Here is a 14085-nt window from a genome sequence, read left to right as displayed (position 1 = left end):
TGAGACTTTGCAACAGAACCATATTTTTTTGCGACTCACCTTAGCATTCGCAAACTGACGAGTATCCATTCAAGAATTCATGCAAATGACCATAATCCTGAGACACAAAAAAATCTGTCTTTTAAAATCGTCACGGCGACCCAAAATTAGTTCCAAGCAAAAAGTCCCGAAAATCCAAAAGTTTGAACAACAACTTTCGAATTTTCAGGACCTTTTACTTGGAGCTTTTCAGCTTCAATCTTTGTGGTAGGGTGGCCACATAATCGCCATTATGCGGCCTAATTTTTAATTAGCGACCTTTTTGAATGTCTACTAAGATTTTCGATTGTGATTTGTCTCTAGTCAAAAGACCAAAGCCTTCTTCCACAATTTCTTCTAATTCAATTTTTCTTGTAATCACTGGATCAACAGCTAATTGACCACTTGCAATCGCTTGAATTGTTTGGGCAAATGTCGTACGGGTATAGGCAATGGTCGAAGTGATTTTCACACCAGAGTTAATCAATTGCATTGGGTGCCAAGATATTTCATGAGCAAAAATAGACACAATGACCATCATGCCGCGTGCTTTCGTAACATCTATCGCTTGTTTGACTGTTACTTCAACGCCCGCAACTTCAAAAGCAACATCGACCCCACCGTTTGTCATCGCACGGATTTCCTCAACAACATTTACTTTTCCTGAATTCAATGTGACTGTCGCACCTAATTCTTTGGCTTTTTCTAAACGTTCTTCTGACAAATCACAAACGATAATATCCACCGCACCAGCAGCCTTGGCAGCAGCAGCCACTAAACATCCGATTGGGCCGGCTCCAAAAATAGCAACTTTGTCACCAAATTTTACACCGCCTTCTTTACACGCTTGTACAGCAACCGCTGTTGGTTCAACTAAAGCTCCTTCTTCAAAAGACATTTCATCTGGCAATTTGTACACGTAATGTTCTGGAACGGTACAATATTCAGCGAAGCCGCCATCTCTTGCCAAGCCAATAAAGTTATAGCCATCATACAAATCAACTTCTTCAACTTTTGCTTCATTTGACATCGTAGGAAAAATAGCTACACGATCGCCAACTTTTACATCCTTCACTTGTGAACCAACTTCTTCAATCGTTCCAGAAAATTCATGCCCCATCGTTAAAGGCGCTTGACCTTTTGCAAATGGATCTGGTTGATCAACGGGAATAAAAATTGGTCCTTCTAAAAATTCATGTAAGTCTGAACCACAAATCCCAGTAAATGCTACTTTTACTCGAACTTCATCTGGTTCACACGCCTTTACTTCGACATCTTCTACACGGACATCTTTTTGTCCATACCATACTGCTGCTTTCATTTGACATTCCTCCATGCATCATTCATCACGTTTCCTTCAAAACATGTGAAGCACTTAGATAATGAGCAAAAAGCGTGCCAAAATTAAAACAGTTGATAAAATCGTACTTTCTTAGAAACACTGTAACAAATCGGAAAGTTTTATGAAACATCATGTTACAAAACGTATCACGATGTATCGTATGCTTCGAATGGAAAAGACAGAAAAACCAGAAGTTGCCTTTCCAACTTTTGATTTTTCTGTCTTTTCACTTATAGTAGAACTTCTGACACACGACCTTAAATACGAATAAACCTTTTAGAATACTAAACTATACGGATTTTCCAAGTAGAAAATGATGCGGCCTAAAAATTCTGCAGCTGGTGAACCGTCTAAGATTTGATGATCGAATGTCAAGCTTAATGGTAATTTCTTCAACTCAACTACTTCGCGATTTTCATCAAATGCTAATTGGCTTTGCATTGACCCAACACCTAAGATACCAATTTCTGGTGTATTGATGATTGGTGTGAAGTACTCTGCTCCACTCTTGCCAAGATTACTGATCGTAAAGGTCGAACCTGAATAATGCTTGCCAGCTAACGACCCATCACGAGCTTCGGTAATCCGACTATTTAAGGTCTTACCTAATTCAGTAAGCGTCATGCGATCAGCGTCTTCAACGACTGGTACAACTAGGCCATCTGCAACGGCAACGGCCATTCCAAGATGAACTGCCTCTTGTTTTTCATAAGAACCATCTTGATACCAGGCATTCATATCTGGTGTTTCTTTCAAAGCCAAGATGACTGCTTTTGAAAGCAAGGTCGTAATACTTAATTGACCATCCTTCAATGGAACACTCGATTTAGATTGCAATTCTTTCTTGAATGCTAATAAATTCGTAATATCTGCTTTTTGTTGGATGGTTACTTGTGCTGTAGATTGTAAGCTATGCATCATACGTTCAGCGATTGTCTTACGCATACCTTTTAAGCCAGCTCCGACGGTTGAAGATGCGGCTGCAATAGTAGTCTCCACACTTGGTTGATGACGCTGTACATCGCGTCGAGTAATTCGACCATTGCCACCTGAGCCATTAATTTGGGCAATATCAAATCCTTTTTCAGCAGCTAATTTGCGTGCTAATGGTGTAATAAAGATACGTTCACCTGCTTTTCTTTCAGGTGCCGCTTGTGCTTTTGGTTCCTCACTTGTTGCCTTATTTTCCTCTACTGGAGCAGAAGTAGGTTCAGCTGGTGAAGCCTCCCCGCTTACTTGTTCACCTGGCTCTCCGATATAGCCGATTGGCGCAGTACATTCCGCATCATCGCCTTCTGCTACCAAAATTTTAATCAATGTTCCATCTACTGACGATTCAATGTCGTAGCTTAGTTTTTCAGAACTAATTGTACATACAACTTCACCTTTACTAACGGCATCGCCTTCTTTTTTCGCCCAATTGTCGACGGTTCCTTCTGTCATTGTAAGCCCTAATTTAGGCATTGTAATTTCTGTTGCCATTCACTATCCACCTCCTCTTATTTCTTTAAGTCCGCGATTAATTCATTTGCAGTTTCTAATACACGGTCTGCATTTGGTAAGTATAATTGTTCTAAGTTTGTAGCAAATGGTACGGGTGTATTTGGTGCACAGACACATTTAATTGGTCCATCTAGATAATCAAATGCTTTGTCTCCGACGATAGATGCAATATCTGTCGCAGTATTATTATGGGGATTGGCTTCGTCAATCACGATTAAACGACCTGTCTTCTTCACTGACTGAATAATCGTTTCTTGATCCCACGGTGCTACAGTAACCAAGTCGATTACTTCTACAGAGATGCCATCTTTCGCTAATTTATCTGCCACTTCAAGAGCAACGTATAACATTTTTCCGATAGTCACAATGGTCAAATCCGTTCCTTCTTGTTTTACTTTTGCTTTTCCGATTTCAACAGTATAGTACTCTTCTGGCACTTCACCTTTTAAGCCATAAAGAGTCTTATCTTCAGAGAAAATAACAATGTTGTCATCTTCGATAGCAGCCGTTAGTAATCCTTTAGCATCATAAGGGTTAGAAGGGACAACTACTTTGACCGCTGGAATAGAGCCAAAAATGCCATAATATGATCCTGAGTGTTGAGCAGCGGCACTTGCGCCTGCACCATGGCACGTACGGACAGTCATCGGAATTTTCGCTTTTCCTCCAAACATATAGCGCATTTTAGAGCCTTGAGCTAAGATTGTGTCAAAACAAAAACCAATAAAATCATTAAACATCAATTCTGGGACTGGACGTAATCCTGTAGCAGCAGCACCAACTGCCGCTCCCATGTAGCCCATTTCTGAGATTGGTGTATCAATCACACGTTCGCGACCGAATTTAGGCATCAGACCTTTTGTGACACCAAACACGCCACCCCAAGCATCTTCATTTGACTCTTCTAAGTGAGGAACCTTTGCTCCTCCGGCAATATCTTCACCAAGTAAGATTACTCGATCGTCACGCTCCATTGATTGTTCTAATGCTTCGTTAATAGCTTTCATAAAAGTAATTTTTCTAGTCATGTTTCTTCTCTCCTTTTTCTCTGCTTAGTCTGCGAATACATCTTCATACAATGCTTCTGGGCGTGGAACTGGACTTTCTTCAGCAAATTTAATGGCATGCGCAATATCAGTAGTTGATTTTTCAGCAATTTCTTCTGCTTCTTTTTTCGTTAATAATTTTTTCGCAATTGCTTTTTCGATAAATTCTGGAATACAATCGCGATCTTGGCGATTTTTTTCTTCACCATCTATATTTTTGTATTTTTGTTCGTCACCTTCAAAGTGCCCGTAATTGCGATACGTTACACATTCAACCAGTGTTGGCCCTTCGCCTTTTCGTGCACGCTCGATTGCTTCCCCAGTAGCTTCATAGACTGCAAACAAGTCATCGCCATCCACTCTTACACCGGGAATGCCATATGCTGCTGCACGTTCGGCGATTGTTTTAGAACCGGATGAATACCATTGCGGTGTTGCTTCCGCAAATGAGTTATTTTCGTTAACAAAAATGACCGGTAATTTCCAAATCGACGCCATATTAATTCCTTCATGGAACGTCCCTTCATTCGCAGCGCCATCACCAAAGAAACATACCGCAACATCTTTTGTTTTTAGATATTTATTTCGTAAGCCCGCTCCGACAGCGATTGGGAAGCCGCCACCGACCATACCGTTAGCCCCAAGCATTCCTTTACCGACGTCGGCGATATGCATCGAGCCACCTTTTCCTTTATTTAAGCCTGTTTCTTTCCCATAAATTTCAGCCATCATGCCATCTAAGTCGCAACCTTTTGCGATACAATGTCCATGACCACGGTGCGTACTTGTAATATAATCATCATCTGTCAAATTCGCACAGACGCCTGTTGCAATTGCTTCTTCGCCAGCATATAAGTGAACGAATCCTGGAATTTCACCTGTCGTAAAAATATCATGCACTTGGTTTTCAAAATTACGGATATCGTACATTGTTTTTAGGATCCATTTTGCTTGATCTTTTGTCATTTTTGTCATTTTCTTTTCCTCCTTATTAACCATGAATTGCTCGTCCAAATAATGAATTGCTCGTCTCACCAATCACTTCAGAAAGCGTCGGATGGGCAAAAATCATTTCATCAAGCTCATCAATTGTTCCTTCTGCTTCTTTTACAGCTAAAATCGTATGAATCATCTCTGTTGCATGGCTTCCGACAATTACCGCTCCTAGAATTTGATGGTAGTGTTTTTCACTAATTATTTTGACAAATCCATCTGTTTCCATCGCTGCAATGGCTTTCCCATTTCCTGAAAAAGGCATCATCTTCACAACTACATCTTGATATTGGGCTTTCGCTTCTTCTTCAGATAGTCCAAAACTTGCTACTTCAGGACTAGTGTAAAGACAACGTGGGACAGATGTTTTATCCACTGGGAATCTCTCAGTACCAAACATCGCCTCGACAGCGCGTATCCCTTCTTGACTGGCAACATGTGCCAATTGATAACCTCCGATGACATCGCCTATTGCATAGATACTTGGAATACTGGTCTGATACGTATTGTTTACGCGAACGAAACGGCTTGCTTCATCCAATTCAATCTCCAGTTGACTCGCTAAAGTCAAATCTGGTTTTCGCCCAGCAGCTACGAGTAAGCGATCATATGCCACAGCTTTCCCAGCTACGATGACTTCCTTATCGGTTACTTGGTCAATTTTTGCAGAAGTCGTAATGGCAATGCCCATTTTTGACAATTTCTTTTTGATGATTTTGCGCGCTTCTGGATCTTCCGTTAGTAAAATATCTTTGGCTACCTCTAATAACGTTACGTCTACGCCCAATGGTTTCATTGCAAATGCCAACTCCACTGCAATAATCCCACCACCGATAACGACAAGTTTTTTCGGTAATTCAGCCATAGAAAAGAACGTATCGGTCGTATTATAATGTGCGTGTTCAATCCCATTAATCGGTGGCACAAAAGGTTTTCCCCCTGTCGCCAATAAAATCTTTTCAGCATGCAATGCTTTCTCAGCTACCTCGACGCACGTCTTAGAAACTAACGCAGCCTCACCTTCGATGTAATCAATTTTATTACTCGAAAACAAATGCTGAATGCCCGATTGCAGTGTTTGAACGACGCCATTTTTTCGATCGACCATTTTTGAAAAGTCTATGGCATTGAGCGTAGTATCTACACCATGTTTTTTTCCTTCTTCCAATGATAAGAGCCAATGCGCATGTTGCAGATAGCTTTTCGAAGGTATACAGCCCACATTTAGACAGGTACCTCCTATTTTATTCTTTTCGACCACAGCTACTTTTTTGCCGAGTTGTGCAGCTTTAATCGCCGCAACATAGCCGCCCGGTCCAGCGCCAATGACAATTAAGTCATAGTTTGTCATGAATTGTCCCTCCTTATTGATTACGCTTTCAGTCTAGTAATAAGCAAGTTGTATGCCAACTTTTTTGTGAAACAAGAGAGAACATCTCTCCTTTCACAAATCCTTGCTATACGACTGATTTACGATGTTATACAACAAATCACTCCGGCCATATTTTTAATCTTGAAACACACACTTTGGAATCGCTTACCTTTTTGAGACACAATCGCAACAAAGATGTGATACAGTTTGTCTCATTAGCGAGTTTCTGAGACACAAAAAAAAAGAGAAGTTTCCTTCTCTTTTTTTTTGCTTCAAACTATTTTTTTACTAAAAAAACAAATTTCTTCTCAATTTGCTTTTTTTCACAAAAATTTACCAAGACAACTCGTATTTTTTTAGTTTGCGATACAGTGTTGCTCGTGAGATATTTAATGTTTCTGCTGTTTTTGTCATATTGAAATGGCTCGCTTCTAACGCTTCTTCAATCCGATGTTTTTCTGATTTTATTTTGCTAGTAAAGATAGGTTCGTAGGAATTGGTTGAACCCTGATTTAGGTAAATGCTACCTGTTTGAATTAAGGCGTTCAATTCATCCTCTGACGGTTCTGAATCAGAGTAAAATATCGCCACTCGCGATAGAAAATTATTGAACTCCCGGATGTTACCGTACCAAGGATATCCTTTGGCAACTTTTTCAATCTTCCACTTCCAATCAATTTCCCAATGATTGCTCACCATAAATCGGTCAACCAGTGGAGCAATATCCTCTAAGCGTTCTCTAAGAGGCGGAATGCGGACCGTACATACAAATAAGCGATAAAATAGATCTTCTCGGAACTTGCCTTCTAGGGCCAACTTCCGTAAATCCTTGTTACTTGCCGTAATTAAGCGAAAATCAGTCATGACCGGTTTTCCACTAATAGGGGTCACCATCTTGTCTTCTAATACACGAAGCAAAGATTGTTGCATCTTTTCCGGCATACTATCAATCTCATCTAAAAATAAGCTGCCGCCATTGGCTTGTGATAATTTTCCTTCAAACCCTTTCGCATTGGCGCCAGTAAACGCGCCTGGTGCATAGCCAAAAAGCTCACTTTCCAATAAATTCTCACTAATAGCCCCACAATTAATAGCAATCAAAGGGCCATTTTTTTGTGGACTATTTTGGTGAATGGTTTGCGATATTATTTCCTTTCCACTACCTGACTCGCCAAAAATATGAATTGGCACACTCGTTGTAGAGACCTTAATAACCTGATTCAAAAACTGTTGGTAACTCTTACTTCTAGAAGCTACACCTGGATAGGTCGGTGTGTTACCCTTTTCATTTTTCACTTGATACAATTTGTATTTGTAACCGATTAGTTGGCGATTACGCATAATACTTTCTTGATCATAAATCATTGCTGGACTAATGATTTTACGCATATCCTGCCCTATATGAAACTGATCTGCCATACTAGGCGGTACTTGAATAATGCGAAAATGCGCATCACAAAAAAGAACTTCTTCTAAAAAAGACTTTGCGTACTCTAATAAGTCATTTCGTCGTTGAATGTGCCGTTTCATCAGCTGATTGGATATTTTTTGCGTCAGCATCGTCAATAGTAAAAATGAATCCTTCGCCGTCGAGTTTTGATACGTTGATATATCTAGGACTCCGAGAATTTCATTGTTTTCATCAAGAATTGGTGATGCCGCACAACTCCATTTTCTTGATGCTGCCGAGTAATGTTCTTCCAAAGCAAGACACTCATCTTCTTTTGATCGCAAGGCCAGACCGATAGCATTCGTACCGACTTCTAACTCTGACCAATTACTTCCTTCACGAAAGGCAATCTCATTGGCAAAATCTCTTGCTTGATAATTTCCCGTTCGCCAAATGATATTTGCTTCATTATCGGTTAGAATAAATAGTTGATTTGTTAAGTGAAACTGTTTTTCAATGCTACTTAATTCCGCTTTAACAAGTTGGATGAGTTCTTGATTCTCTTGCTGCTTCGTTGTTAAGTCACTTGCAGTTAAAATTTTTGGTGGTTTGACTGAAAAAGGATCCACATGGTTTTGTAAACAGAATTGCCATGAATTAGCTATTTTTGATGGAAGCTGCGTTAGGACTCTCGTTTCTCCTTGTACAAACTGCTTCCAAATTTGTTTTTCCATCTAATCATCTCCTTTAATCCTTTACACTATTATACAACAAGATTGTGAAATAAAAAAAGGAAGTCTATCTGCCCTTAAATTCTGTCAATCGAGATGGATTCACTAAGCTTTTTTTTTTATTTCAGTCTAAAGTCTGTTTTCCCCCTTCGTTTGTATCTTGGTTTCTTCATACAAGTAATCAGGTAAAAACATGGCAACGGTCGTTTTAACGACTAAAGCATAAATTTTTCGTTGCAAATCGTCCATTTTCGCTAATGCAGATTTGGTAGGTACTTGTTTTGTTGGGATAATGGCGTGGTATTCCTGTACCTTACTACCGTCCACATAACGCTTTCTAGGCTCTGTTTGAACCATTTCAAGATCAAGTCCTAAAAAACCGCTATATTTGCCAAAATTCGCTTTTAAATACGCAAATTCGCTGTCCGTAATAAATGGCGTGTCTGTTCTTGGATAACTCAATAATTTAGCTTCATATAAGCCTTGCATAGCTTTTAATGTTTGGCTCGCTGTCGCTTTATAAAGCTGATTGACTTTTGACTGCAAACTACTTAAAGAAAACAGATTAGGACTATTCGTTTTTTTCTCTTTGGTTTGAACATCAGCGATTCTGCCCTCTTGATTGCCTATTTTAGCTTGTTTAGAAGAAACAAAGGATAAAAGTTCCTCTTGGCTCTTAAAACGCTGTGTGGGGCTTAGAACGCCCTTAAATGACCCTTGATTTACTTTTATACTAGCTTCCACCTCGAAAAAAGGTTCTTTTTTAAAGTTTTCTATTGCTTCCTGGCGTTGATAAATGAGATATAAAGTCGGTGTTTGTACACGTCCTAATGAAAATGTACCTTGTACGCCTTTTTGTTGTAAACTCAAGGTATATAAAGGGCTTGCGTTCATTCCGATCAACCAATCGGCAATTTGCCGTGTTTGTGCTTCTTGATAAAAGGGATAGTAATTCATTCCTGGCTGCAAATTTTGAAAACCGCTTCGGATCACATCTTTTTCTAAGCTATTGATCCATAGTCTTTTAAATGTTTTATCTTTTGAAAAGGCATTTGCTTTATGGATAATCGACCAGGCGATATTTTCACCTTCTCTGTCGCTATCTGTTGCAACAATAATTGTATTTGCCTTTTTGAGAAGTTCTGCAACAATTTTAAACTGCTTTCCCTTATCTTTTGCAACTTCAAAATCGTATCGATCAGGAAAAATCGGCAAAGATTCAAGTTTCCAATTTTGCCACTTTTCGTCATAATGACCTGGTTCTGCTAATTCCACTAAATGCCCAAAACCAAAGGTGATAAACGTTTCATCTGTAAATAGTGGGTCTTTGATCTCAAAATAACCGTCTTTTTTGGTGCTTTGTTTTAAAGCACTTGCGTAGGCTAATGTCTGGCTTGGTTTTTCAGCTAAAATAACCGTACTCATTAACTATCCCTCTTTTCTTTGTTTTTCCTTTGATCGACTGTCACTTTATATCTTGTACGATACCTTCTAAACGTTCGGCGATTAATTCCAGTTTGTTCCTCAACTTGTTTATCGGAACAACCGTTCAAAAATAAATCAAAAGCATGTTTTAAACGTGGATCATTTTCTTTAAATTTATGCTGACGACCTTTGAATTTTCCTTTTGACTTTCTTTTTTTACAAAAAAAGAGTTGGTGGAAAATCCGTAGATTTCCCACCAACACTAAATATTGTAGAAGCCAGAACCTTTCATTTTATGCTTTGTTTCTGTTTCGAATCCAAATACTTGCTAACCCCATGATCAACAATAAAGCTCCAATTACGAGTAAACTAGATTCAGATTTCATACCTGTTTTTGGAAGATTAGATCCTTCTTCTTTGTCTGCTTCGTTGGTTACGGTAACACCTACGGGTTTCGCTGTTTCTCCAGATTTGATTTCAAAATGGTGTTCACTTGCATCTAATTGGTACCCAGCTGGTGCTTTTGTTTCGACAAAATAATAGTTTCCTATAGCTAAATTTTCATAACTCAATTGACCATTTTCATCCGTCGTTAGTCCGTCTTTGATCAACTTACCGTCTGAATTGTATAGACTAAATTCAGCACCTGCCAACACTTTTGTTTGATCTTTTGCATCTGTTTTCGTTAAAAGAACGGAACCAACTTCTTCTTTGTCTGCTTCGTTAGTTACGGTAACACCTACGGGTTTCGCTGTTTCTCCAGCTTTGATTTCAAAATGGTGTTCACTTGCATCTAATTGGTACCCAGCTGGTGCTTTTGTTTCGACAAAATAATAGTTTCCTATAGCTAAATTTTCATAACTCAATTGACCATTTTCATCCGTCGTTAGTCCGTCTTTGATCAACTTACCGTCTGAATTGTATAGACTAAATTCAGCACCTGCCAACACTTTTGTTTGATCTTTTGCATCTGTTTTCGTTAAAAGAACGGAACCGACTTCTTCGGAATGGAAACAGCCATGCCAATCCCAACGGTGCGTTTCCCCGGCCCCCAAAAATTTATCCGCTATAATGGATCCATCAATATTTACACCTGAACCGTCAATCGTTGCTTTAGGAGCTAAAATGGAGCCTTGCCAAGGTGATTGAATTGTCACAGTCCCATTATATGGTGTCCCCATACTTGTAAAATTCCACAAGATGGTGCTATCAGAAAAATCAGTTGCTTCATGGTTATGGCGTTCTGATCCATCTGTGTAAGAAAGGTTAATCTGACTATTTGAATTGTAAACATCTTGCCCCTCTGTATCTACAGTGATAAAGACACTTTTAACTTCGCTACAATCATACCCTTTTTCTAAGCCAGCAATATTTAACGGTGTACCCGTTTGTAAAACATCTGCACTTAATGTAATAAATACCGCACTCTTGTTGATTGAACTAACATCAATCACACGGTTATTTCTATCAGGAAAATCACTTGCACTAAAAGTTAAATCTGGTGTAGCACTAGTAATTTTTTGACTTGCATTACTTAATCTCTCCATTTCTTCTGTAAAGTTAATGTATTGATTTATTCCTTGATCCTGATAAATTTGACTTGCTGTCAAGTGATCCATATTCGTATCATTTATTTTTGGTCGATTTGGATTAGAAATATCCACGGAAACAGAGGCACCAACAACCAACTTATTATGATCTTCACCAGTAATACCAGAATTGCCATTAATAGATTGAACGTTATCTAAATAAAAATATTCTTTATCTAGATAACCATTCGTTCCAAAATTTGCATTTCCTCCATTAAAATTTTTAGCCGCAATATTTCCATTCGTGTGTGTTCTTAAGGTTACGTCATTCGCAAAAATATGAAAATATTGTGCAGCACCTAACGGACTATTAGCTGCTTCGGGCACGTCTTGATAAAATGTTCCTCCATCTTGAATCACTGAATCTGCACTAACACTTGTAAATGCTCCAAAAGGCAGAATGTTCAATAAAATACCTATGATTCCCAGTACCCCTATCCACTTTTTGTTTTTCATCTTTTTTCCTCTTAAACTTCAAAATCAATTCAAATACTATAATACAATATATCAAATAGCGTCGCTATAGAATAAGCTCAAACAACCAAGAATCAGTGAATATTCTATGCAAATCCAAAGCTACTCATATTAAAATACATAAAGCCCTTTCGCTCATTTTTCCATTTAAATATTTGATAGGCTAATGCCTGGCTTGGTTTTTCAGCTAAAATAACTGTACTCATTAACTATCCCTCTTTTCTTTGTTTTTTCTTTGATCTACTGTCACGTTATATCTTGTACGATACCTTCTAAACGTTCGGCGATTAATTCCAGTTTGTTCTTCCACTTCTTTATCGGTAGAACCGTTCAAAAATAAATCAAAAGCATGTTTTAAACGTGGATCATTTTCTTTAAATTTATGCTGACGACCCTTGAATTTTCCTTTTGACTTAGCTATTTCAATTCCTTGGGCTTGTCGTTCTTTAATACGTTTACGTTCAGATTCAGCTTGATACTTATATAATTCAATCACTAAATTATTAATCAAACGCCTTAAATTTTCATCTTCAATCCCATTCATAGAGGGCAAGTTTAAAACCTCAAGGGTTGCCCCCTTAAATTGAATTTGATTCATCAATTCTGTTAATTCTTTATTATTCCGTCCTAATCGATCTAATTCAGTAACAACAACAATATCCCCTTCACGAATATAGTTAAGCATAGCTTGTAATTGTGGACGTTCGACCGATTGACCGCTTAATTTGTCTGAAAAGACCTTAGAAACGCCCTGTAACGCTTGTAATTGCCGATCTAAGTTCTGTTCTTTGCTACTGACACGTGCATAACCAATTTTAGCCATGTTTAACCAACCTCTAAAATTCTCTCGGTTGCAATAACCAATCAGCTATATCTACTTTTTCAATTTCAAATTGCTTATCAGAAATTGTCTTTTCGTAAGCGATAAAATCTTGCGCATATTGTTGCTCATTAAAAATAGCCACCACTTCATCATTTTCTAAAACTCGATAAATAAATTTTTTCATTTTACTCCTCCTATTATGCCCAACTTAAATGACCTATTCATCAAGTCAATTATACTGCTAAAACCATATTAGGACAAATAAGTATACCCTATTGAACACAAAACGATACTTGACTTTCTAAATTTATATAGTTACACTGTATACATAGAAACTATATACAGTGTAACTATATAACAAAAAAAGGAGGAACATATATGAGTAGAAATCCTCATTTACCTTTAACCGAAACAACTTTTTACATTCTATTAGTTTTAACCACTCCTGCACATGGATATGCCATTATTCAAGAAATAGAAAAGTTGAGTAATGGATTTGTAAAGGTAGCAGCTGGAACCATGTATGGAGCGATTGAAAATTTACTTAAGCTTAATTGGATAGAAGAAATTCCAAATAGGGAAAAAAGAAGAAGAGTTTACAAAATTACCGATATAGGAGAAGAAGTTTTAACACTAGAAATAGAACGTTTAAGAAGTCTGACTAAACTATCTTCTGAATTTGGATATTAGGAGGGAAAAACATGAAGAAATTTAGAATTTTCTTATCTTTAAAAAAAGAAGAAGAATGGATTAATTCTATACAAGAAGAGGGCTATAAGTTAGTTTCTGTTAATTCTGCAGTCCCTATGTATACTTTTGAAAAATTATCTACTAAAGAAATGTTCATTCCTTATGTACGCCTTGATTTTAGAGAAAAAAGTATGAAGAAAACAAACTATGAAGATTATGTAACACTATTTTCTGATAGTGGTTGGAAACTAATAAAAGGAAGTCGTTCTGGTGGTGCTCAGTACTTTCAGCAAAAACGTCCTGACGTATCAAGAGGAATATTTTCTGACAAAGATTCTCAAGAAAGTGCGAAGAGAAGATATGTTAAATATGGTTATTCATACGGATTTTTATTTTTATTGTATTTCTTTATTTTTTTTAGTAGTAATTCTTGGAATTTGGATAAGATATTGAACTTTAAATCATGGTATTTTACCCAAGGTTTATGGGAAATGGAGGGTATGTGGTTTTGGAAAGCGTTCATTTTTGAAACTCCGTTTGTTTTACTCCGTGTATTACCGTTATTTTTCTTTCTGTTTTTAGGTATCTATTACCTCATACGTTCACTTATAAATGACGATTCAAAATTTAAAAGAAAATAAGAATAAAGAAAGAACCTCTTCTAAATTGTAGTGACCCCCAAAATATAG

11 protein-coding genes and 2 pseudogenes are annotated in these 14085 nt (G+C 37.8%); 2 read left to right on the top strand and 11 right to left on the bottom strand.

Going from position 1 to position 14085, the window contains the following annotated elements; all coding sequences use genetic code 11:
* Positions 1–289: 289 nt before the first annotated feature.
* The 11 genes and pseudogenes from BAU17_RS13375 to BAU17_RS14140 form a co-directional block, all read right to left on the bottom strand.
* Entirely contained in the window at positions 290–1339 is a 1050-nt protein-coding gene (locus BAU17_RS13375) for a 2,3-butanediol dehydrogenase (RefSeq protein ID WP_025188186.1), read from the bottom strand.
* 297 nt (positions 1340–1636) lie between these two features.
* Positions 1637–2842, bottom strand: coding sequence for a dihydrolipoamide acetyltransferase family protein (locus BAU17_RS13370; RefSeq protein ID WP_002405049.1), 1206 nt, complete (start codon positions 2840–2842; stop codon positions 1637–1639).
* Positions 2843–2859: 17 nt separating this feature from the next.
* Positions 2860–3891, bottom strand: coding sequence for an alpha-ketoacid dehydrogenase subunit beta (locus BAU17_RS13365; RefSeq protein WP_002405048.1), 1032 nt, complete (start codon positions 3889–3891; stop codon positions 2860–2862).
* A gap of 24 nt (positions 3892–3915) precedes the next feature.
* On the bottom strand, positions 3916–4884 hold the full coding sequence (locus BAU17_RS13360) for a thiamine pyrophosphate-dependent dehydrogenase E1 component subunit alpha (protein ID WP_010731441.1): 969 nt from the start codon (positions 4882–4884) through the stop codon (positions 3916–3918).
* A 16-nt stretch (positions 4885–4900) separates the two neighbouring features.
* The gene (lpdA, locus tag BAU17_RS13355) at positions 4901–6253 is read right to left on the bottom strand and encodes a dihydrolipoyl dehydrogenase (protein ID WP_010731440.1); all 1353 of its coding nucleotides are present in this window, start codon (positions 6251–6253) and stop codon (positions 4901–4903) included.
* Positions 6254–6607: 354 nt separating this feature from the next.
* A complete protein-coding gene (locus BAU17_RS13350; protein ID WP_161903325.1) occupies positions 6608–8398 on the bottom strand; it encodes a sigma-54-dependent Fis family transcriptional regulator in 1791 nt (596 codons plus the stop codon).
* Between the two features lie 144 nt (positions 8399–8542).
* Positions 8543–9820: pseudogene (locus BAU17_RS13345) on the bottom strand (DNA topoisomerase); the annotation flags it as partial.
* Positions 9820–10029 (bottom strand): annotated as a pseudogene (locus BAU17_RS13340) (recombinase family protein); the annotation flags it as partial. The pseudogenes BAU17_RS13345 and BAU17_RS13340, both read right to left, overlap by 1 nt.
* An 84-nt stretch (positions 10030–10113) precedes the next feature.
* The gene (locus BAU17_RS13335; protein ID WP_161903323.1) at positions 10114–11865 is read right to left on the bottom strand and encodes a SpaA isopeptide-forming pilin-related protein; all 1752 of its coding nucleotides are present in this window, start codon (positions 11863–11865) and stop codon (positions 10114–10116) included.
* 223 nt (positions 11866–12088) lie between these two features.
* Entirely contained in the window at positions 12089–12706 is a 618-nt protein-coding gene (locus BAU17_RS13330) for a recombinase family protein (protein ID WP_105195091.1), read from the bottom strand.
* 13 nt (positions 12707–12719) lie between these two features.
* Entirely contained in the window at positions 12720–12890 is a 171-nt protein-coding gene (locus BAU17_RS14140) for a hypothetical protein (protein ID WP_000713595.1), read from the bottom strand.
* Positions 12891–13084: 194 nt separating this feature from the next.
* Between BAU17_RS14140 and BAU17_RS13325 the strand changes: the two genes are divergently transcribed.
* Together BAU17_RS13325 and BAU17_RS13320 are read left to right on the top strand one after the other, a co-directional pair.
* Complete coding sequence (locus BAU17_RS13325) at positions 13085–13396, top strand: PadR family transcriptional regulator (RefSeq protein ID WP_029486094.1); 312 nt, start codon at positions 13085–13087, stop codon at positions 13394–13396.
* Positions 13397–13407: 11 nt separating this feature from the next.
* Complete coding sequence (locus BAU17_RS13320; RefSeq protein WP_029486095.1) at positions 13408–14037, top strand: DUF2812 domain-containing protein; 630 nt, start codon at positions 13408–13410, stop codon at positions 14035–14037.
* The last annotated feature ends 48 nt before the right edge of the window (positions 14038–14085 follow it).

The sequence above is a fragment of the Candidatus Enterococcus willemsii genome, from assembly GCF_009933335.1.
GTDB lineage: Bacteria > Bacillota > Bacilli > Lactobacillales > Enterococcaceae > Enterococcus_F > Enterococcus_F willemsii.
The sequence above is the reverse complement of the archived record's forward strand: the minus strand, read 5'-3'. Positions and strand labels throughout refer to the sequence as shown.